This is a genomic window from Periweissella fabalis (genome assembly GCF_012396505.1).
Lineage (GTDB): Bacteria > Bacillota > Bacilli > Lactobacillales > Lactobacillaceae > Periweissella > Periweissella fabalis.
In genome coordinates, this window is record NZ_JAAXPN010000012.1 from 1 (window position 1) to 22,687 (window position 22,687).

The window sequence follows — 22,687 nt, forward strand, 5'->3', positions numbered from 1 at the left end:
GCTTTAACCATCTCAACGATGGATTTTTTAAAGTCCTCTTCATAACGTGTAACCATAAATAAAAATGCTCCTATGATGATATTTTACCAAACTAGAAAAACTAGTCCGGAATCTCATCATAAGAGCATTCATTATTCTTTACATGAGTATAAAGAATAAGCTAACTAAGTATTAATCTGCTTTAACAGGTAATGTTTTTTCTGAATTACTCATCTTAAAAGTAACAACATTATTTTTATTATTTAGTAATATTGATTCATTAACAGTGATTTTCTTATTAAGTTTAAATATGTTAAAGATATTAAATGACCATTTAATGTGTCCAACAAGTTTATTGTTATCATTCATGACTAAAAAGCTATCACTTGTTGGTTTGAAAAAAATATTTTTTGAACCAATATCCGCTAATAGAACCGAGTTCCAATCCTTATATGGATTTCCTCCGTTATATGAGTGATCTGTATAAATTCTGACATTTTCTACCTCCAGCTGGTTTCCATTTGGCGTAAATCTTACAGTGCTTAAAAAGAAATTTACGGCTAAAAGGGTTAAAACAATCAGGAAGAAGAATGCTCTCTTTTTCTTTTTAGTATCCCAGTTCAATTTATTTGTCATTTTTCTATCTCCTCTCAATAGTTCATCAAGCGTTAAATCGAAAAATTCACTTAGTTTGAGTAACTGCTCTAAATCGGGATAACTTCTTCCATTTTCCCATTTAGATATAAGCGGTCTGCTGACAAAAAATTCAGTAGCTAAATCCTCTTGGGTCATATTTTTAGCAGTTCGATTCTCTTTTATAATTTTTCCAATTTCCACTTGAATCACTTCCTTGAAATTATAATAAATTGATTATACTTCAATTATCTATAAACAATCGGAAACAGTTAGAAAATAGACTGGTCTAAAAGCTAACACCTACTATTAGGTGGGTTTAACTTGATTTTTAATTGTTTTATCCAGTTATTTTTAAGTCATTTTTGATTGGAAATTTATGATATACTCTCCTTTGGCAACTTGCCCCAGATTGGGGGTGTTGTAATGTTGAACAATCTTCTTACGTTGATTATCGCACCGGTTGTTACTGGGATAGTCATAGAACTATTTTCTTATTGGTTGAATAAGAAAGACGATAATTAAGCAAGTTGCTTTCAACTCACACGATAGTAATCGCAACTATCGAAAAAAAAGCCCACTCTATTCGCAGTAGAGTGGGCTTTTGTGTTATAATATTTTCGAACTTCTTACGTTTCGCACATTAAGTATAGCATGGTGGCTTTTATTTTTCAAAAAGCAACCATGAATAAAATGATTCACTAAAAACAGGCTATTTGTAGTTTTACAGAGAGCCATGAATGAAAGAATAAAACTATGTCCATTTATTTTTTCATTATTTTGTATACAAACTACAAGATAAAGGCTATTTTATTATATAGATTCAAAAAGGGATAAGGGATAGGGGATATTTATGTATTTAAAAAATTTAAAAGCAAAGTTCATCACCATCATTGCACTAGGATCAATTTTTATTTTTTCTGGTTGCTCTGCTTCAACTGAGCAATCTAAAAGCATTGCTACAGAAACAAAAAATTCTGAAATGATTCAAAATGAAAAAGAAAAAATCAGCCAAAAAACAGAGACCATCCAGTCAGAAACGGATAATGATACAAAATTAAGTGATTATAAACAATTGATTAATGAATCAAATTCTTATGCGAAATCAGAGAAAAATGATAAAAAAGTTGTTCAATTTTATGACGACTCTATCATAAAAATTAAAACAAATTTCAAAAAACATGACGAAAAAGTTTTGAAAGAGAACCAATCAGATCATGTTGATCAAGAAAGTAAAAATAAGTTAATTCAAAAAACTAATACATTAACAGATTTAAAAAAATGGATACAAAAAGAGAATACAGATGTTTATAAAAAAGATGAGTTCACAGCAATAACTACCAAAATAGATAAACTAGTTTTAACATATCAAGCACAGTCTAAAAAAATTGCAGATGCTGAAAAAGCGGCAGCGCAAAAAGCTGCTGCTGAAAAAGCGGCAGCCGAACAAGCAGCAGCACAAAAAGCAGTTGTTCAATCTACAAAAACTCAGAATCAAGAAAGTGTTAGTTCTCAGGGTTACAAACGAGACGCTCGTGGACGTTGGCATCGACCTAATGGTCAATATGCTTCTAAGGTTGAAATTGCAAAAGCAGGACTGGCTTGGTAACTCTACTCATGAGACTACTTTTTATCTGACATAATCCAAAAGGACATGGATAGTCGTATCTTCATACCAAAAAGCCCTCCTACGGACATAGGAGGGCTTTTTGGTATGAAGATGTTAATTAATTTCGTTTCCACCTGCTCTTATGATGAGATTCCGGACTAGTTTTTCTAGTTTGGTAAAATATCATCATAGGAGCATTTGTCCTATTATGTACAACTGTACTTGTATGCACGCTTGTAACGTTTCGTTATAAACATTGTAAGTCAAAGTTCTGACGGCTTAGATTTAAACTAGGTTATCGTTATTTATACCACTGTGTTTGAAAGCATACTAAACCTAGTTTACATATCATTTATTTTATCGATTATTTACGTAACTTAAATAATCGATAAAATATGAACAACCAACTGCCCATCATTAATAGTTCAATCAATGATTGTAACGGTAATGGTTTAGTTTTTAACTGAATATCATGCTTACCAGCTGAAAGAACAACAGCAATAGTGCCTCGTTGTGAAACTGTATAGGTTTTAGCCTTGCCATTATCCACTAAATTATATTGATTTTTATAATTTAAAATTGGTAAATCAGCAACTTGCGTGCTTCCATGGTTTATCACACTAAATTTAACAACGTTATTCCTTTGTATCGGCATTTTGATAAATTTAACTGTATTATTTTTACTTAAAATCGTTTGGCTAGCAATTGATTGCCGATGTTTGAAACTGGCTTTAGGCCAGTAATCTTCTAGATATCCAACTGTTCGTAAGTAATTTAAAAAAGTGGGCATCGTTTTGTCACTAATAACAATCGTATTAACATTGGTTGGCTCAATTGTCGTAATTTGTTGGTACGTTGTAAATCGCGCATTTGCAAGCCGTTGTTCAGCATACAAGTTAAGCCCTAAAATCATCGCCAAAAATAGTATTACCGCCTCCAATTTATATATTTTGAATTTATCCGTGATTTTATCAAAGAGATACGCACCAGTAATTGCAATAAATAAAGCTGCATACATTAGTAATCGCGAAGGAAATTGTAAAATTACAACTGGCGTGTGTTGAAGTAAGTGCCATGGAAATAAATTTGTCGTTAAGAAAATTGACAACAACATTAATATATATGATCCAAGGTAAACTTTGGAAGCACGTTTAATGAAAAATATAAACCCGATAATAATCACAAATGAAATTAAACCCGTATCAAGATTGATGTAGTTATGTGCACCAAAGTTTAACAACTGTGTAACTTGAATTGCTCCCTTTGATAATTGTGGTATTACTGGTGTCGTAATATAACTCCTCAATCGTACTAATTGAATAAACAATGGTAAACTAACTAACAGCGATAATATTCCACCTTTAACCACAGCCAATGTTACTTGACGCCAATGTGTATGATCAAAAATTAGACTTAACAGCCAGGAAATTCCTACCAAAGCAATGGCAATCATACCTGATAATACATGTGAATATAAAATCAAGCCAATTCCGGTAGCCAATATATAACTGCCATTTTTTTCTCTTGCAATAAATATTTTATATAAACCTAAAATAACTAATGGTATGAAAGTCATCGCCAGCCATTCACCAACTGCAAAACGAATAAAAATGTTGGATAGCCGATAATTAGCAAAAGTGTATAAAACGGCAAAAAACAAAGCCCCTGTATGACGCTTACTAAAATTTTTGTAACAGTAATAAGCAATTACGAGTGTCAAATATGTAAATAAAATAACCCCTAAATAAAAGCTCCATACTAAACTATGATTAAAATAATAAAAAACTGCAAATGGAAATAATAACATATTGGGATAAAAATTTTGTACAGCACTACCAACATTGGCAAAACTATTAAAACTATATAAATTAATAATATTATTATGGTTATGGACAGCATTAATAAATTCACTTAAACGATTTAAATGCCATAATGCATCATCGCCCATGACAATTTTACCTGATTTTGCAAAAATCATAGTAAATAAAATTGTAATAACCATAAAAAATACATTCACATACCAGTCCGATTTAATCCTTTTTAGCACAGTTTCCTCTCCCTAGTTTACATATCATGGTTTATCCTAAGATAGCCACTTAAACCAGCTACATCAACAATCTTAAAACTTTGTGAAATACACCTTTGTGAAAATATCTTTGTTCGATTTTGTTCGTATTAATTTATCAGCTTTTGTATTTCACAAAGTGATGTAATCACTAAAATTATCAATCAAGTTGTGTACTACAAATAACGCCGCTAAAATCACAATAATCCATGTTGCATTTGTGTATTCAAACGGTTCTCAATCATGTTTCTGAATGAATTGTAAACGTATGCGTGTAAATCTTTAACTTGACCAGCTTTAAATAAGCGATCGATTGATTCAATCACTACCGTTGTTTGTTCATCGTTGTAATCAAGCCATAATGATTGTTTTACAGTCTTTTCAACTTTTTTCTTAGCATTTAGAATAGTGCTGATTAAATCATGAACACCCTCAAGTGAACCATTAACCATGCGTTGCATTGTATTGAGTGCCTTGTCTTCAAACCATAAGTTATTAACACCGTTATTGAATACTTCACTAGCTTTAACTGGTTGTTCAGTGATTTCAACTGATTGGTTTACTGGCAGCTTGATAGTATCAGTATTAGTATCTTTAATAGTATTGCTTGGTAAGTCTTGATAGACTGGAGAATTTACAGTTAAGGGTTCAGTTAAGCTTTCAGTTGCTGGTTCAGCAAGTAAATCAGTTACATATAATTTCATAGGTTTGTTGAATCCACCCTTAACTTGCTTGAGTAAACCAACTTCAACTAATTCTTTTTTTGCGTTAATGATAGTTTTTTCTGATAGCTCAAAAATACCAACTAATTCCGTATTTGTCATAATGCAAAAAATGCCACCATCTTTATCAATCCATGATTTATCACCTTTAGCAACAGATGATAATGAGTAAGATTGACGATCCACTAAAAACATATAAATATTCTTAGCTAAGAGTGACATTGATTTGTATGGTTGTTCAGTCCAGATTGATTGGGCTGATTTGAAAAATGTGTTATTCATGGTGAGACTCCCTTTTTAAATTAGTATTAACGAGTGCCACCATTGCTATTTTCGTGATATAATTAAAGACGAAATAAGTTTTCATGGTGGAAACTTCGTAGCACTTAACTATTGCGAGTAGTTAAGTGCTTTTTTTGTTGCCTTAAATGTACCGCACAAAGCCTATTAAATCAAGGTTTTGAAAATGTTGTATACAATCGATTATCTACAATCTACAATCGATAATAGATTATCTACAATATACAATCGATTGTATACATTGTCAAATGTTTAAATTAATCTATTGTATACATGTGCAGAGTTTGATATACTTTGGTGCAAGGAGGAGTTACAACATGGGTAAAATACTATCATTCTTAAACTTCAAAGGCGGCGTGGGTAAGACATCTACAACGGCTTTAGTTTCATACAACATGGCTAAGATGGGTAAAAAAGTTTTAGTTATTGATTTAGATCCACAAGCGAACATCACATCATTATTCTTAAAGACGTTAAATAATGATGGTGCTGGTGTGGTTACAATTGAAACATCATTGATGAGTGCCATTAATAACAATGTTGATCTTAAAGATATTGCTATTAAGATTAATGACAATTTAGAGCTAGTTCCAAATGCGGTTGATTTTAGTTTCTACAACCGATTTTTAGATCATAACTTTGATACAGAAGAACAACGTGTATCTTTCTTAAAAACAAAAATTGATTCATTAAAAGATACATACGATTACATTTTCTTAGATGTGCCACCAACAATTAGTTTACCGAACGATACAGCGTTTTACGCATGTGACCAGATCATTGTTGTGTTACAAACTCAAGAACGATCATTAAGCGGTGCAGAAGTATTGCTTGAATATCTCCAGAATACAGTTATTAATGAATTTGGTTCATCAATGGACGTGTTGGGAATTTTACCAGTTTTAACAAAGCGTAATGCATCAGTTGATACTGAAATACTTAATGCTGCTATTGAAGAATTTGGTGAAGAAAATATTTTTGAACACAAAATCACCACAATGGAACGTATTAAACGTATGGATTTAACAGGAATTTCAGACAATCCAAGCGATGCATGGGATAAAAAAGTACATCAAGCGTTTACTGATGTTGCATCTGAAATCATTGAAAGGTTAGGTGAATAATTAATGGGTATGATGAACCATAGCACCAAACCAGTAACACCAGCTCCAACAAAAAAATTAACACGTGGAGCAACTGTTAAAGTTGCCAATCAAGTTAAACGTGAAGAAGTTGTTGATGATGGCACAGTAACATTGAGTGTTACTATTCGAGTTGATAATCATTTACGTAATAAAATTACAGCTTTGCTCAATGTGGGAATGGGTGATTCTCAAAAAGATGTTGTTGATCTTTTGGTTGATGAAAAAGTATCAAGCCTTGATGATTCAACAAAAAAACGTTTTAAGGATATGTATTCAATCCTTGAGAAAAAGGACTATCTAAAGTCAATTAAATAGCTAATTAAAGTTACTTACGTTAAGTGAGTAACTTTTTTATTTTCAAGTTTACACTTATAGGTGTTTTCAGTATAATAAAACCGATGTTAAGATAACTTTAAAATTATAAAGAAAACAGAAAGAGGATTTAATATGACAACTAAAGATGAACGCTTTGAAAAATGTACGGAATTAATTGATAGCATTGAAGATACACGTGAAGCAAAATTACATGATTTTATTGATAGTATTGGTGAACATCATCAAGATGGTTATGTAAAATTTATAATCAAAGATCCAGATAATGCTACTGAATTACTTGAAAAAATTAATGAATTAACATCTAAATTAGATGATGTTGAAGTACCACAAGCCACTTTCAATGGTGAACTATATCCAGAACAGATTGTAGAATTAATTAAATTAGCTACCAATGATACTAAAATCATTAAACAAATTGAAGCATTAATTGAAGAAAGTGATGTTGCTGAATTGGATTACAAATAACACAAAAAAAACTACCTAATAATATAGGTAGTTTTTTTATTTGTTACATTACACTTGCACCTAAAATTTGTATAATAAAAGATAACAAATCCATTGTTAAATCAACTAAAAATGTAATCAAAAACATGTAAAAGGAGTAAGGAATTAAATAATATCGAAAGTTCTAAACACAAAAAATATATAGAAAAAAGTTTATTTTTTTATGCTTTTTGATGCTCAAAAAAGGTTCATGTGAACTATATATTACGTAAGAGATAGAACAATAAAAATTACATTTAACAGAGGAGATTTAATAATGGAAAACAACAAAACTAAAGTATCATTAACAGCAGGTGAACCAGGGGCAGGTAAGAGTTACACGCTTATTCAACAAGCTTATCAAGCTTTAATCAGTGGTAAGAGTGTTTATATTATGACACCAACACACAGTGCTAAGGCCAATTTGATCACTACAATTGATAAGCAAGTTGATGAGTTCAAAGATTCAGTATCAGCACAACACTATGATGATCTTAAATCAACAATTCATGTGTTGTATGGTTATAAAGGACAACAAGAAGTATTTATTGATGAGATTGGAATGATTAACATCACAACATTATTTGGATTGTTTTACCAAACGGAACGGATTGAAAATGTTCATGTTCACCTATTTGGTGACATCAAGCAACTACCAGCAATTAAAGGTAATTCAGTAATTGAACAATTATTGAGAAATAACCTAAAAACATCATTGTGGCAATTTGCAAATGACAAATGTTATGACAACTTTATGTTCAAGGAATTATTAGCACCAGACATGTGGCATCTTGATAAACCAGTTGATGTAACTATCTTGAATCACAATCACCGATTGAATGAATTGGGTTATACATCATACAATAATGACTTTTTCACTGATGTTATCAACAAAACAATTGAAATTGCCACACCAGAAGAACAAGAGTTTAATCCAGATTTTAATTCAGCAACATTATATCTTGGCCACTTACTCAAGGCAGTTAAAGATTATTCATTAATCCTAACACCAACACACAAGCGTGGTGATGAAATCAATTCAGCACTTAAAGCAAATAATAATGAAACATTAGCACCATTCATTATCAACAACAAAAAGACTTATCTCAATCCAGTGCATAAGGATTATGAATTATTGAAACTCAAGTTTGGATTCATTCCAGAAATTGAAGATGCGGATTTATTCGCTCAAGGTTGGACACATGGTAAGGTTGATAAAGATCAATATGAATTTAGCTTCTGCACAACAGTTCATAAGGCACAAGGTGCAACAGTATCAAGTGTTGTATTTTATATGGGTAATGAGCCTATTGCTAACGGACATAAAGAACACTACTCAAACAATATGCTATACACCAGCGTTACACGTGCATCAGATGAAATTAAACTACTTGGTAAACTTAATTCATTTGAATTAATGCACACGATTTACCCAAAGTCAGCACAAACCAGATGTGGACACTATCGAGCAGATGGAGCGGTTAAATTGTTGTTTAAACGGTTGCGTGAAATTGATGAAACACTAGGGGTTGATGATATTTATTCACTATATCAAGATGTGTTTAACACCATTGAATTAAGTGAAGAACAGGAAACTGAATTGTTAAATTATAGTGTTAAGAGTAATATCTATACAAAAGAACAATTAATTAGAAAATTCAAGGATTACAAGATTAACACTTATGGTGTATTTGCTAAAAATGATTATAAGTATCTTGTATATGATAAATTCATTGATCGGATTAATGCTAAGAAACAAGCTAAAGGTGGAGCTAACTCAAAGGGTAAAGGTAAGGTTCAAACCTTTATCAATAGTTTGAGTGATGAACAACTAAAAGCGGTTAAGACTGATGTTGAATCATTATCAATGGTTAAATTTAAAGCTAAATACAATATGGATCGTCGGGCAGTAACTAAAGCGATTGCATAAAGATTAAAAGGTGTGGGATTAATTTTTCACACCTTTTTTGTTTGTTTTTTTTGTGCATAACACTAGTGCCACTAATAGTCTTCACTTAGTGAAATGCACGTTTTTTACAATCACACCTAGCTACGCTACGCTTGCTACATTCCGCTACGCTACATGGTGTGCATTTGCTACGCAAATACACCCTTTTCTTCCTTTTCTTACGAAAATTTGAAAACCTTTCACTTTCGCTACGCTCAAGTGTGGGCAGATGTATGTATTAATAACACTAAGTTTGACGTTATTAATAACACCAAAGATGTATACAATCATACAATCATACTTGTATGCACAACATTTGTAGGATTGGCGACAAGCCAATCCAGTGTGGAGCGTAGCGAACACACAAGGGTTTTAAAACTTTCGCAAGAAAGAAAGTGCGAACCGCAAGGTTAGTAAAGCCAACGGCAGTTGATAGATTAAACAGCGTAGCTAATTAATCAGCATGGAGCGTAGCGACATGAACCAAGCGTAGCGTAGGTTATATCTTTGTGTGAATTAATGTAATCACAAACATGTATAAGTTTATATCAATCGCAAGACGGTTAAAGACATATAAACATACAGAGGTGAACAATATGATTGAACAGTGGAAACCAGTACCAGCATATGAAGATAAATATGAAGCAAGTAATCTTGGTGTTGTGAGAAACATTAAGACTAAACACGTGCTTAAACCTTACACAAGAGGTGATGATAAACATTTGATGGTTAATCTATCTATCAATGGGCTATCTAATACGGTAAGAGTGCATAGAATTGTAGCAACACTATTTGTACCAAATTATAAATTCAATCATGTGGTTCATCATATTGATAATGATCCAACTAACAATAGATATGACAATCTTATGTGGGTAACACAACAACAAAATGTTCAATTTCAACAAAGAACAAAGAAAATTCACGTGATAAAAGATGATGAAATTATCATGACATTTGCTGGTAGACCCGAGTTTATCAATAAGGTTGGTTACACATTTGATAGATGTAAACGCCTTATGACACTTAAAGATGGTGAGTATTATTTAACATACACAATGTATCAACGGTTGATTAATGGTGATATTCCAATGGCTGATGGTGATAAGAATAAACAATCATTAGGTGGTAAAGCCAAGATTGGACGTGGTAAGGTGCAACAGTGGGTTAAATCGTTAAGTGATAGTGAACATAATGAATTAATTAATGATATGAACACTCTCAAGGGTAAAGAGTTTCAAGATAAGTACAATAGACGGAAAGATATAATTAAGCGTGTTTTACAATCAGCATAAAAAGACAAACCACCAGTGATTAATTTCATTGGTGGTTTTTTTTATTTATTAAGAAAAGGTTAAGAACAACTAAATCAATCAAATTTGATGCTCAATATGTCAAAAACTCAACTATATCTTATAGATAAGGGAGTAGGTAATTTACTTGAAAAATAAATAAACTTTTTTCGTGAAAATGATGCTCCTTTTTTCTAGTTAAGCACTATATAGAATAGAGGTTAAGCGGTATAAATCAGCAATAAGAATTTAAAAAAATAATTTAAAAAAATTGCTGAAATCGGTACTCAAAAATGTTTGATAAGAACTATATGTTATAAGGAGGAGCTAGTAGTTTTAGCAATTGATTTTGAAAAAATAATTAAAAAAAGTTGTTAAAAATGATGCTCAACTTTTGTTGGTAAGAACTATATATAAAGAAGAGGACAAGGCTTATTTATAGGCCTTTTTAATTTGAACAAATTTAAGGAGATTTAGAAGATGGAACAAATGGAAAAGATTAATTTGATTAACAGTGGTTTGAACATGATTGAACGTTGGCAATACACGATTAACACAGATGAGTTTAACGCCACATTTGAGAGTTTAGCTAAGGAATTCAAACATGTGATTAATGAAAATGACTTGATGGAATTGATGGAACAACAAGTGATGGATTGGCTTACACGTATTCGATATGAACCAGTTACAGTTGATCAATTACACAAATGTGGAAAGAACTTAGACACGATTATTGGGATTAAACTTGGTGCATTGGAATTAATGGAGGATTGAACATGATGATGATTAGTGGATTGGTTTTAGCAGTTGTTGCAGGTGTTGAAGCGGGTGATAAAGCGGGACGGAATGAGTTAAAACAGATGAAATTAGTTAATGCTCAATTGGCAGATGTGAACCGACAAATTGAATCAATGAAGTAGTTTATTTAAGCATTTTTAAGAAATGGGTATATTTATCCAGATTAAATTATATCACAAAACAAAACAATAGAAAAGAGATTAAAACAATGAGATTAACACAAATTAGAGCAGATTATGATGCAAAGCATGAATTAGTGAACACGTTGTGGACTGATGGACAACATGTGTATGAATTTAAAAATGGTGAGTTTGAACAAAAGCACGAAATCAAAACAGGCAGATATGTATGTATAAGCACACCAGTTAAGAGTAAACGTGAAGATAAAAAAACATACAACATTCAGGTTCACCGCTTGGTTTATGTGGGTATGACAGGACATCAATTAAAGAAAGGTGAAGTTGTTCACCACTTAGATTCAAATAAATCAAACAACTTGATTAGCAATCTTGAATTAACAACAAGAGCCAGAAACACAAGTATTTGGTTCAGAGGTAAAGAAGAAATAACACGTAATCAACAACATGTTGAACTGATTGATGATGAACAAGTTTATATCGAAAAATACGGAATTATTGTCCATCGTGATGGCAGTATTCAACAAGCGAAAACAGGTAATCCAATCAAGATTAAACATACAGGACGTAGCACAACCAATTTAATTATTGGTGTTTACGACCGCACGAAAGGTAAAGCCGTTGGGATTAGTTATCCAAGATTACTGGTTGAAACATTTAATAAAAACATTCCAGCGGGTAAATGGCGTGCCTTAGCAATCAGTGAAGATCTAAGTGAGTTATACAACCCAGCCAATTATTATCCAGCAGTTAAGAAATAGGAGATAGAAAAATGATGAATATTGATAGTTTAAATAACCAACTTAAAGCAACAGATGACAGATTAAATCAAGTGTTTAAAGCACTAAAGGATATTTATTTAATTGATAGCACACCAGCACCTTTAGTGGTTACACAAGAGCTTGGTTATGACATTAAAGCATACACACACCTATACAACAGTATTGAATTTGTTATTGGGAAATTAACCGCACTGGTTGATGTATTAGACAGTAAAGGATTTACAAACATTGACGGTACTCAATTAACTGGTGTTTCACCAATTTGGCCAGCCAATGAAATTGGTTTAGATAGTTTGAATGATGGGTATCAAGAGATTATCAGTGATTTACAACAAGCAACTAATAAAGTAGTTCAAGCCGCAAAGATTAACGGCTTATCAATTTAAGGATAAAAGGGAGATTTAGACATGACAACTGGAGTAAACAAGGAACAAAGAGAACAAAACCAATTAGCATTAATTGAGTTAATGAAATCAGAGGAATTGTTAGAAACACTGATTAATTCAAGAGCATTCAAGACTAATTTACATTTGTTAGTGAACCAAACACGCCAGCCACAATTAGATGCTCAAGCTGATTTATTATTTGAAACACTTGGACGGTTTAAAACTCAACGCCAAGAGATTGCTCAAATTGTTGAACGCTTAAAGAGTGAGGATAAAGATTTATCTTGGTTGATGACATTTGCTCAAAGACAATCACGAGTGAATTATTTCAATAAACTATCTAAACAGCAAGAAAATGAAATGAATATTGATGATGTGATTAGTGAAGATCAATTTATTGTTGATTCAGGTGTTGATCTTAGTGAATTAAACCGAGCAATCGGTTTGGTTAAAGATGTATTCAAGACTAATTCAGCAGATTTTATTATCAGTGTTTTAGAAAATGGTGAAACTGAAACACGTGAGAAATTGGGATTAAATCAACAACAGTTTAAGACAAAAATGTACTCCATCACAAAACGAACAGCAAAAAGAAATCGTTTAAAGATTGATAAAGGTATTGTTGAAGCTGAATTAAACAAGATTAATCATCAGATTGAGTTGTTAGATAAGGTGATTCATGTTGTTGAAGATGATGGTGATTTAGATGAAATCAATTCAGTTATCAGTGAAGATGTTTATTTTTTCGATGAATTAATCTTTATGGCAAAGGTTCACAAACCAGTAGCAATGATGAAACAATTCACGAGTGTTGAGTTAAAGGATCAATATTTGTTTATCAATCGGGTATATGACTTAAAAAACGAATTACAAAAAAGGGCAACAAAACTATTAAACAAATAAACGAGGTAAGAGCCACACAGAAAGTAAGGCTTTTTTATTTACGCAAAATTTAAGGAGAAAATATTATGGCAGGTAAAAATAAGGCACAACGAGCATTAAATAAACAACGATTAAATGAGTTAGAACACACACCAGCATTACTTGAAGCAATCGTAAATCACAAGAGTTTTGAGATCTATTCAAATCAATTACATGCTAATTTACGGAAACGCAATTTCGGAATGTACGTTGAAAAACATTATTATGACGGTGATTTATTATTCAGCACTTTGAATCAGCTCAAGGGGTTAGATATGCCGATTGATGAAATGATTGAATTATTTAGAGCAGATGATAAGGATATGGGGTGGAAAATCTATTGGGGTATGAAGAGATTTTTCTATGATTATGTAAACAATAAGAACAATTTCACCAGTGAATGGGATCCAGTATTTGATGACACACCAGATGAGGGTGCAGAAGGTATGAATGTTAAATTGATTGATGAAGCAGTTGATTTGATTGAAAATATAATGAATCAAGGTAAAGGACGTGATGAATTAATTGAGACATTAAAACATGGTAGCACCATGAGTAATTTAGCTTTTACTCAAAAATTAACGCAGTTACGCAAGAATGATAAATTCACTACCATGATTAATCAGCGTAAAACTAAATCACTGGTTGAACAGTTTGAGTTGATTAATTCAATCATTGAATTGGTTGAAGATGAAGATAGTGATTTGAGAAAAGTCTCAACTATCATGAAGCAAGCACCAGATTATTTTGAAGAATTAATTTATAAATCACGTGCTAAATATGTGATTACATTATTCAATAATTTTGCTGGAGCTGATGCTAGAGGTTCAATTGGGTTATTAGACCAATACAAATTGATTAATACACTATACATCGAGCGTGAACGATTGGTTAAGGTATTAGGTTTTAATCCAAATGTAACAGCGTATGTTGAACCACCAATGACACTAAATGAAGCTATTAAGAGTTATGTTAAGCATGGATATACTAATAACACTGGTAGTAAATTGAGCAAACTCAAGACACGAGAAGAGCGTGAACAGTTATTGAGTGATGTTGATTTACTAAGTGATGAAGAGTTTAAGAATCGCTATGGATTAGTACGTAAGGGATTGAACAAGGCGATTAAATTCGTTATGAATAAATGATTGAGTCACACCAGTTATTGGTGTGACTTTTTTGTTATGTGAAAGGTGTATAAGATGTATAGATTTAAGGGAGGATTTATATATGCCGAGAGTAAAGTATTGTAATCACAAAGGGTGTCAGGTGTTAGTTCCAGCTAGTGAAAGATGGTGTGATAAGCACAAACCTAAGTTTGATGTTAAGAAAGTTATTGGTGATGAAAGAGCTCAAGCGGTTTATAAAAGAATGGCGAACAAAGAATATAACGAGAATAAGCGGGATCAAGATGCTAACAAGTTTTATAATTCGAGTTCGTGGAGGCAGATTAGGGGTTATGTTGTAGCCAGAGATATGAACACTTGTCAGGTATGTGGGAATGTAAACACAAACAGAAAGATTGTTGACCACATTCATAGACTCAAGAGTTCAGGTGATGAACGTTTGGACACTAACAACTTATGGACGTTGTGTTATAAGTGCCACGACATTAAGACCACACAAGAACAACAGATTGAACAGCGTTCAGATGGTGAAAATGTTTTAAAGAATGCGACCAAAGATTGGTGGAAGTTCAATATTCAACACGAGATTGACCGTAGAAAACACACATCACAGAATCGATTTTAAGGGCATTTTAAGCGTGTTTGAGAGCGTTTAGATTTTTGTGGAATAGTTGTCAGAAATCGCTTTAGAATGGATTATACCCCCGCTAGTATGCCAGTAAGGATAGCGGTTGTACACAATCGTCAAAGTTTTTTTGCGGTGCAAATTAAAAAAGTTTTTTAAAAGGGGTGGGTCAGCTCACCTTATACATAATAAATCACAAATCGAAAGGATAATATAAAAATTATGAGTAAAGTAATGAAATTAACGACTGATGAAACCAGCCGAGCAGACCAACGAGAACGAACCAGCGAGTTAATCGCACAAACTGAAAACATGGCAAATTTATCAACTAAAGCACCCGATAATTTATCAGGTATCGCAAAAGATTGTTGGGAAAAATTAGTTCCAATGTTGAACCAATCAGGGTTTGTTAAAGCGTTAGATAGTTCATTGATTGAATTATTTTGTATTAACGTAGAAATGTATAAATTGGCTTATGAATCAATCAAAACTGATGGTATTCAACAAGCCGTTTACACCGACAAAACATCACCCACAACTGGTGAAGTCGTTTCATCACAATTTCAAGGTTTCAAACGCAATCCAGCAACTCAAATTATTGATTCAGCAACGGCTAAGATTAATTCATTAAGTGGTTTATTAGGACTCACACCACAATCAAGAGCAAGTTTATTGGCTCAAGTTGGTAATAGTGAACCAGAACAATCATTGGCTGATTTATTGAATGCCCCAGATGAATTAGAAACCGAGGAATTTTAATGATTGAAAAAATTGATTTCACAAAAAAAGATACCAATGTAATTGATACCTATCAACGATTAAAAGCACAAGGTGCATTTGATGATGTGATTGCTAAATATCGAGATCCAGCCACACGTTATTCGGTTATGATACTTGAGGAAAAAGTTCAATCAAGTTATATGATTAAATTGGATTCGTTCCGCCACTTACAGGACTTACGGCGGATTGATGAAGATGATGAATTTGAATATACATACTCACTTGATGAAGTTAGAAAGATTATTAATTTTTCTAAGCTAGTACCCGATGTAAGCATTGGTTCACCATTGCCACTTATGTTATGGCAACAATCGTTTTTAGCTAAGTGTTTTGGTTGGAGAGATAAAAAAGGTGAGAAACGTTATACAAAAGTAATGCTTAGTATTGCACGTACAAATGGGAAAACTTACTTGAGTAATATCATTAACGCTTATTCATTCATAGTTGAAGCTGATGGATTGTTTAACCAAGATTTGGCGTATGTGGCAAATACAAACACACAAGCGAAAAAAGGTTTTAGTTATATCAGAACAACGTTCATGGCATTAGCTGAAATACCAGCTTTTAAAAAGTTGTTTAAAGAAAGACAAATAGACATTTTAGATGACAAAATCATTGAACGAAAAGCACAAAACAAATTGATGCGTATGAGTCAGGAAGCAGGACGATTTGATGCGTTTCACTTTATCGCCGTAACGGCTGATGAAGTTGGTGATAATAAGAATATGGGTAAGATTAAAACCAATAATGGACAAATCACGAGTGGACAAGTTCAAACGGCGAACCATCAATATTTACAAATATCAACGGCGTACCCGAGCTCAAATAGTTATATGTATGCTGATGAACAAATGATGAAAATTGCAATGCAAAAAGATTACTCACGTGATTTAGATAATTATTTAATGACTGTCTATGAACAAGATTCACTTGATGAAACACAAGATCCAGATAGTTGGATTAAATCAAACCCAATTCTAGGACTTGAAGAAAAACGTGAACAAATGATTAAATCACTAATCAGCGAACGTGACAACAAGATGGCTGATGGTTCAATCACAGAATTTCAAAATAAAAATCTAAACATGTGGCTTCAAGTAGCTGAAAATAAATATCTTGATTTAGAAGATATTCAATCATCGGTAGTTGATACACCACCAATTGATATTGTTGGACGTGAATGTTTTGTTGGTTTTGATAAAGCAAAAATGGGTGATACATCAGCAATTGTCTTTGCATTCCCTTATAAAGAAAACAATAAAGACATGTGGTATTTGTATGAACATTCATGGATTCCACTTGCTCAATCACAAAATAATATCGCTTTAAAGATGAAGCAGGATAATGTTAATTATCTTGAAGCCGAGGAACAAGGATTTGCAACAATTGCCAGAAATGAATATGGATATATCAATGATGATGAAATTTTTGAGTGGTTTATGGAATTTGTTGAGAACAATCAGTTAGATATAAAATTCTTTAATTATGATGCTTATTCTGCCGAGATGTTTATTCAAAAGTTGGATAATTTAACTGATTTAAATCTAATGCCAGTGCGACAAGGTACTAAATCACTTGATAAACCAACTGATTTTTTCCGCCAGTTGATGCACACAAAGAGTATTAAGTTCTTAAATGATGAAATGATGATTCATTCACTAAAAAATGCAATTCTTTTGTTTGATAACAACGGAATAAAGATTGATAAAGATCACGCTAACACCAAGATTGATATTGTCGATTCAATAATTGATATTTTTTATTCCGCTATTTACTATGCCAGCGGTATTAAAGTTGAAAACAAGAAAGAAAAAGAATCACCATTCAGTGGTATGAGTAGTGAACAAATCAATGATTATTTCACTAATGATTTTAGTTTTTAAAAATGCAACACCAAACATGTATAAGATTGGTACTAATAAGTACGAGTTTTAAATTTCAAATCTTCCATTGGTTCAAAATTTAAAATCAATTTTCTTTTGTTCAAGCATTGTTTTAAATCTTCCTTTCAATAAATCACGAAAAGCCTATGAACATTGTTTCATGGGCTTTTTGTGTACCACAAATTAATCAATTTTTGCAACTAAAAACATGTATAAGAAGTATGAAAAAGTTACGAAAGGAGGACTTAAATTGAACAAATTAGACATTTTAAACAAACAAATTTTATCAATTTTACCAATGATTTTGTTCCTAGCTGGTTTGGTTGCGTTAGTCGTTGCTGGTTGGTTATTTAACACAATTATTGGACTGATTGTTTTAGGTATTTGCTTAATCTTTGTTGGTTACATCGTTAGTCCACAAGGTGGGGTTAAATGATTAATCCATTTACTAAGTTTACACGTAGCCAATATTTACCAAGTGGAAATTCAAGTGTTCCATTCATGATTTCAAACGGTGTGTTAATGCCAAACGGTGATTGGACTAATGCATCAAGTGCTTTACAAAATAGTGATGTTTATTCGATTATTTCGAAAATTTCAGGTGATATTTCACTTATGAAATTCAAGACTAATGAACCATTTTTATCAGTCTTAAATAAGCCAAGCAAAATGATTTCTTCATTTAACTTTTGGCAATCAGTAGTTGCTCAAATGTTGTTAAGCGGTAATTCATATGTGGTGATTAACAAAGATTCAAAAGGTGTGATTACTAACTTAGAGCTAGTACCGACTCAAAATGTGAACGTAGTTTTGGCTGATAATTCAGCAGATATTACTTACAAAGTTAATTACACAGATGGACGACCACAAACCATTTACACCAGTGATGAAATGTTGCATTTCCGTTGCTTTGCTAGTGGTGTTGGAACGGATAGCCAATGGGTTGGTGTTAGTCCGTTAATGAGTTTGGTTAATGACTTAAACATTTCTGATTACAGTAAAAAGTTATCACTTTCAACATTAAAAAATGCAATCAATCCAAGTGCCATCATTACAGTTCCCGATGCAATTTTGAGTGCTGAAAATAAAAACAACATTAGAAACGCATATGAAGCACAAATGACAGGTGACAACACAGGTAAAGCGTTGATCCTTGACCAAAGTGCCAAGTTAAGCACCGTTTCAATTGATTCAAATATTGCTAATTTCCTAAACAACGCTGATTTTTCACGTGACCAAGTAGCAAAAGCATTTGGGGTTTCATCGAGTTATCTCAATGGTAATGGTGATGCTCAATCAAGTTTAGACATGGCACAAAACATGTACTTTACGAGCTTACAAACCTATATGGCAAGTATTACATCAGAACTTGAATCAAAGTTAGGTGTGCCAGTTGGATTATCAATTGAAACCTTAGTTGATCCCACGAACCAATCGCTATTCAACAACTTGATTAAGTTAAGCACTGGTTCAAATCCAGTGTTCACATCAGAACAAACACAACAAATTCTTACAGAAAAAGGACTTATTTAATATGGCAGATATTCGCACAATGCCAATTAATGTTGAAGCAACACGTGATTCAACGACAAATGAGATGAAAGTACAAGGGTATGCACTTGAATTTAACAAGCCATCACAACCTTTACCATTCATTGAATACATCGAGCCACAAGCACTTGATGATGTTGATTTATCAGATGTGTTGTTGTTATTCGGACATGAGTACAACTCAATACTAGCTAAAACAACGGCAGGAACATTGAGTTTAAAGGTTGATGAAAATGGTTTGTGGTTTAGTGCCACATTGCCAGATACCAGCTTAGGACATGACACGTACAACAACATTTTGAACGGCAATTTAAGTGGTATGAGTTTTGGATTCAACATCGCTGATGATGATTGGACAGTTGATTCAGACACGAACAACACAATTCATATCATCAAAAAAATTGAAAGTATTAGTGAAATTAGTGTGACACCAATTCCCGCTTACACAGAAACGAGTATTGAAGTTACACGTTCACTTGAAAAATTTAAAAAACAATCAAAAAGGAGCAATCAACAAATGAGTAATGAAGATTTAATTTCAGCTTTGACCGCTTTGTTATCACAACAACAAGCACCAGTTGAAGATGAACCAGTTGATGAAATTGACGTTGACGAAACACCAATTGAACCAGCAGATGAAACACCAGTTGATGATGAATCAGTTGAACCAACTGATGAACCAGCTGATAAAGAACCAGAACCAGCTAAGGACACAACACGAGATACTGAATCAGAAGTTAAACCACAACCTAAAAAAGAAAATAAACGTTCAAAGGAGAACAAAATGGCAACAGTAATTTCAGAACCACAAATCAGTGAAGAAGTTCGTTCTTTCAAATCATTCTTAAAAGGTGAAAAGCGTGATGCTGGTTCAGCATTCACAACCGTAGACGGTGGGGCAATCATTCCTAGTGAAGTATTGGCCGCTTATAAAGCACCAGCAAATGCTAACTTGCTTTCAAGTTTGGTAAACCGTATTCAAGTTACCGCACCAACTGGTAAGTTGCCAGTATTGGCTAAAGCATCAGCACGCTTGGTATCAGCTCAAGAAGGAATTGATAACCCAGCAATCGCTAAGGCTCAACTTTCAGCAGTCAACTATGACGTTACAACATACCGTGGACAATTACCAATCACCCTTGAAATGGCTGATGATTATGAAGGTATCACTGCATTGTTGGCTCAATACGTGCAAGATGTTGTAGCACAAACTGAACAATACGGTATCGGTTCAGTGTTGCAAAAGGCAACCCCAGTTTCAGCAACATCAGTTGATGACATTAAGCAAGCATTCAACACTGGTTTGAGTAATTACACTGATAAATCATTTGTTGTAACTGAATCATTCTACAACGCCATTGATACCGCTAAGGACGCTCAAGGACGTTACTTATTGCAAGATTCAATCGCATCAGTTAGTGGTAAGGTTTTACTTGGCGCTCCACTTGTAGTTGTTGAAGATGATGTACTTGGTGGCGGTTCTAAAGCGTTCATCGGTTCAGTTAAATCATTCGCACTTGAAGCCGTTAAGGATAATGTTTCAGTTCAATGGCAACGTAATGAAGACTTTACCACTAACTTGGGTGCGGCTTTACGTGCTGATTTCAAAGTTGCTGATAAAGCCGCTGGTAAGTTCATCACATTTGCACCAGTTCAAGCCCCAGCAGGCAAGTAATTAGATAAGGAGGTTGTAGATGAAACCAGAAGATTTAATTGCTGAATTAAACCTTGATGAATCAGATGAGACAACTCAACTGATTACCAATTTGATTGAAACATCAAAGGTTATTGTAAGCCAAGCGGTTAATTCAAAGGTTGATCAAACAATCTTTGAGGCTGATTTAGTTTATCAACGTGCGATTATGACGCTTGCAACTCAAATGTTTTATGACCGTACACTTGATGGTGGCTTATCGCTTGGATTAAAAATGTTGATTGAAAATTTACAAGGAAAGTTTATTGGTGGCGTAAATGAACTCACTAAATAAAGCTTTTCCAGCGTGGAAATTCAATAAGGTTGCTGATTTTGGACAGATGAAAAGTGTCTATAACCCCAACAACGGTAGCAGGGTTACAAAGTTTGTAAAAGATTTCAGTTTACATTACATGATTAAAAATCGAACTTTAAACCAACAATACCAAACGTTGGGAACGACATTTGAAAATACAATCACCATGATTGTTGCTCACTCAAATAAGTTGACTGAAAACCAACTGGTTCAAATCAACGGTTTGACATATAAAATCATCAATTTAAGCGTGGACGATAGCTCACAATTTAACCGCTATGATTATTTAACACTTTCAGCAACCACTAAGGGGGTTTAGTTATGCGAGCAACAATTGAATTGCAAAACAATTTAGCTAAATTTCCAATGGCTGATTTAATCACTAATATTTACGCTGATAGCGTACCACCAGATGAAAATGATGGTGCTGAATCAACAGATTTAGTGATTACTGAAAGTTTAAATACACCATCAACATTTGGGAACAACACATTCAATCAACTTGATCAAACCTTACAAGTTGCAATCTATTATTCAATTGACTTTGAACAAGATTCACAAATCTTTGAGATTAGTTTGTATAAGTTCTTAGAAACGATTGGTTGGCGGATTAAGAATGTTCAAGGAACTTACTTTGATGAATTAACATCACAACCAGTCAGAGTATTCCAAGTGCAAAGATTAGTTGGGTTTGAGGTTTAGCTTATGGCAGATTTTTATGACCAGCTCAATGATTGGGCTGAAAGCCTTGATGATTTAGTTGATTTAAGTGCCGATGAAAGAGCTCAAATCACTAAAGCGGGAGCTGAGGCTTATCAAGATGGTTTAACTCAAATCACTAAAGAGAAACACTTTCAGGCTAAAGAGGGAACGATTAAAAACTCAAAAGGTGAGGTAATCGGACACTTAGCAGATAGCGTTATCTTGAGTAATAAGAATATTGACAATATTAAAAACGGTGATTCAACAGTTGGGTTCAATAAACAACACGCAAGAATTGCACGATTACTCAATAATGGTTGGCGTTATGAGTCAAAGGGAAAAATTATGACACGAGTTGGTGATTCGTTTATCACTAACTCAAGAGAACAATTAAATGATCAAATTGCGGAAGCTGAAATGGCGAAAGCAAAAGAAATTTTAGATAACAAATAAATAAAAGAATAGAGGAATATT

The 22,687-nt window shown here is 33.1% G+C and carries 26 protein-coding genes; 23 read left to right on the plus strand and 3 right to left on the minus strand.

Going from position 1 to position 22,687, the window contains the following annotated elements:
* Window positions 1–171 precede the first annotated feature (171 nt).
* The gene (locus HF964_RS09020; protein ID WP_168722723.1) at window positions 172–816 is read right to left on the minus strand and encodes a helix-turn-helix domain-containing protein; all 645 of its coding nucleotides are present in this window, start codon (window positions 814–816) and stop codon (window positions 172–174) included.
* A 222-nt stretch (window positions 817–1,038) separates the two neighbouring features.
* On the opposite strand from HF964_RS09020, the gene HF964_RS09025 reads away from it, so the two are divergent.
* Window positions 1,039–1,137, plus strand: coding sequence for a type I toxin-antitoxin system Fst family toxin (locus tag HF964_RS09025; protein WP_168722724.1), 99 nt, complete (start codon window positions 1,039–1,041; stop codon window positions 1,135–1,137).
* A 328-nt stretch (window positions 1,138–1,465) separates the two neighbouring features.
* The gene (locus HF964_RS09030; RefSeq protein ID WP_168722722.1) at window positions 1,466–2,221 is read left to right on the plus strand and encodes a hypothetical protein; all 756 of its coding nucleotides are present in this window, start codon (window positions 1,466–1,468) and stop codon (window positions 2,219–2,221) included.
* Window positions 2,222–2,585: 364 nt separating this feature from the next.
* Here HF964_RS09030 and HF964_RS09035 read toward each other — a convergent pair whose 3' ends face one another.
* Complete coding sequence (locus tag HF964_RS09035; RefSeq protein WP_168722725.1) at window positions 2,586–4,223, minus strand: YfhO family protein; 1,638 nt, start codon at window positions 4,221–4,223, stop codon at window positions 2,586–2,588.
* A gap of 260 nt (window positions 4,224–4,483) precedes the next feature.
* Entirely contained in the window at window positions 4,484–5,290 is an 807-nt protein-coding gene (locus HF964_RS09040) for a replication initiator protein A (RefSeq protein WP_168722726.1), read from the minus strand.
* Between the two features lie 335 nt (window positions 5,291–5,625).
* On the opposite strand from HF964_RS09040, the gene HF964_RS09045 reads away from it, so the two are divergent.
* From HF964_RS09045 to HF964_RS09145, 21 genes are all read left to right on the plus strand, one after another.
* On the plus strand, window positions 5,626–6,432 hold the full coding sequence (locus HF964_RS09045) for a ParA family protein (protein WP_168722727.1): 807 nt from the start codon (window positions 5,626–5,628) through the stop codon (window positions 6,430–6,432).
* 3 nt (window positions 6,433–6,435) lie between these two features.
* On the plus strand, window positions 6,436–6,768 hold the full coding sequence (locus HF964_RS09050) for a DUF5388 domain-containing protein (protein WP_168722728.1): 333 nt from the start codon (window positions 6,436–6,438) through the stop codon (window positions 6,766–6,768).
* 132 nt (window positions 6,769–6,900) lie between these two features.
* Entirely contained in the window at window positions 6,901–7,254 is a 354-nt protein-coding gene (locus tag HF964_RS09055; RefSeq protein WP_168722729.1) for a hypothetical protein, read from the plus strand.
* Between the two features lie 295 nt (window positions 7,255–7,549).
* Window positions 7,550–9,202 carry an AAA family ATPase gene (locus HF964_RS09060; RefSeq protein ID WP_168722730.1) on the plus strand — a complete coding sequence of 551 codons (1,653 nt, stop codon included), beginning with the start codon at window positions 7,550–7,552 and terminating at the stop codon, window positions 9,200–9,202.
* Between the two features lie 614 nt (window positions 9,203–9,816).
* Window positions 9,817–10,515 (plus strand): NUMOD4 motif-containing HNH endonuclease, encoded by a 699-nt coding sequence (locus tag HF964_RS09065; RefSeq protein ID WP_168722731.1) that lies wholly within the window; start codon window positions 9,817–9,819, stop codon window positions 10,513–10,515.
* Between the two features lie 477 nt (window positions 10,516–10,992).
* Complete coding sequence (locus tag HF964_RS09070; protein WP_168722732.1) at window positions 10,993–11,286, plus strand: hypothetical protein; 294 nt, start codon at window positions 10,993–10,995, stop codon at window positions 11,284–11,286.
* Window positions 11,287–11,288: 2 nt separating this feature from the next.
* Window positions 11,289–11,432, plus strand: a complete 144-nt coding sequence (locus HF964_RS09075) for a hypothetical protein (RefSeq protein WP_168722733.1) — start codon at window positions 11,289–11,291, stop codon at window positions 11,430–11,432.
* Window positions 11,433–11,518: 86 nt separating this feature from the next.
* The gene (locus tag HF964_RS09080; RefSeq protein WP_168722734.1) at window positions 11,519–12,208 is read left to right on the plus strand and encodes an HNH endonuclease signature motif containing protein; all 690 of its coding nucleotides are present in this window, start codon (window positions 11,519–11,521) and stop codon (window positions 12,206–12,208) included.
* 11 nt (window positions 12,209–12,219) lie between these two features.
* A complete protein-coding gene (locus HF964_RS09085; RefSeq protein WP_168722735.1) occupies window positions 12,220–12,615 on the plus strand; it encodes a hypothetical protein in 396 nt (131 codons plus the stop codon).
* 21 nt (window positions 12,616–12,636) lie between these two features.
* Window positions 12,637–13,518, plus strand: coding sequence for a hypothetical protein (locus HF964_RS09090; RefSeq protein WP_168722736.1), 882 nt, complete (start codon window positions 12,637–12,639; stop codon window positions 13,516–13,518).
* Between the two features lie 65 nt (window positions 13,519–13,583).
* Window positions 13,584–14,684: a hypothetical protein gene (locus HF964_RS09095; RefSeq protein WP_168722737.1), complete on the plus strand. Its 1,101-nt coding sequence runs from the start codon at window positions 13,584–13,586 to the stop codon at window positions 14,682–14,684.
* Between the two features lie 82 nt (window positions 14,685–14,766).
* Window positions 14,767–15,288 carry an HNH endonuclease gene (locus tag HF964_RS09100; protein ID WP_168722738.1) on the plus strand — a complete coding sequence of 174 codons (522 nt, stop codon included), beginning with the start codon at window positions 14,767–14,769 and terminating at the stop codon, window positions 15,286–15,288.
* A gap of 234 nt (window positions 15,289–15,522) precedes the next feature.
* Window positions 15,523–16,047 carry a phage terminase small subunit P27 family gene (locus HF964_RS09105; RefSeq protein WP_168722739.1) on the plus strand — a complete coding sequence of 175 codons (525 nt, stop codon included), beginning with the start codon at window positions 15,523–15,525 and terminating at the stop codon, window positions 16,045–16,047.
* Entirely contained in the window at window positions 16,047–17,951 is a 1,905-nt protein-coding gene (locus HF964_RS09110; protein ID WP_168722740.1) for a terminase TerL endonuclease subunit, read from the plus strand. Before HF964_RS09105 ends, HF964_RS09110 begins: the two co-directional genes overlap by 1 nt.
* A 250-nt stretch (window positions 17,952–18,201) precedes the next feature.
* On the plus strand, window positions 18,202–18,387 hold the full coding sequence (locus HF964_RS09115) for a hypothetical protein (protein ID WP_168722741.1): 186 nt from the start codon (window positions 18,202–18,204) through the stop codon (window positions 18,385–18,387).
* Window positions 18,384–19,484: a phage portal protein gene (locus HF964_RS09120; protein WP_168722742.1), complete on the plus strand. Its 1,101-nt coding sequence runs from the start codon at window positions 18,384–18,386 to the stop codon at window positions 19,482–19,484. The genes HF964_RS09115 and HF964_RS09120 overlap by 4 nt, the downstream gene beginning before the upstream one ends.
* A 1-nt stretch (window position 19,485) precedes the next feature.
* Window positions 19,486–21,177 carry a phage major capsid protein gene (locus HF964_RS09125; protein ID WP_168722743.1) on the plus strand — a complete coding sequence of 564 codons (1,692 nt, stop codon included), beginning with the start codon at window positions 19,486–19,488 and terminating at the stop codon, window positions 21,175–21,177.
* Window positions 21,178–21,196: 19 nt separating this feature from the next.
* Complete coding sequence (locus HF964_RS09130) at window positions 21,197–21,490, plus strand: head-tail connector protein (RefSeq protein ID WP_168722744.1); 294 nt, start codon at window positions 21,197–21,199, stop codon at window positions 21,488–21,490.
* Entirely contained in the window at window positions 21,474–21,830 is a 357-nt protein-coding gene (locus HF964_RS09135) for a phage head closure protein (protein WP_168722745.1), read from the plus strand. The genes HF964_RS09130 and HF964_RS09135 overlap by 17 nt, the downstream gene beginning before the upstream one ends.
* Before the next feature lie 2 nt (window positions 21,831–21,832).
* Complete coding sequence (locus HF964_RS09140; protein WP_168722746.1) at window positions 21,833–22,213, plus strand: DUF806 family protein; 381 nt, start codon at window positions 21,833–21,835, stop codon at window positions 22,211–22,213.
* A gap of 3 nt (window positions 22,214–22,216) precedes the next feature.
* Window positions 22,217–22,666 carry an HK97 gp10 family phage protein gene (locus tag HF964_RS09145; protein WP_168722747.1) on the plus strand — a complete coding sequence of 150 codons (450 nt, stop codon included), beginning with the start codon at window positions 22,217–22,219 and terminating at the stop codon, window positions 22,664–22,666.
* The last annotated feature ends 21 nt before the right edge of the window (window positions 22,667–22,687 follow it).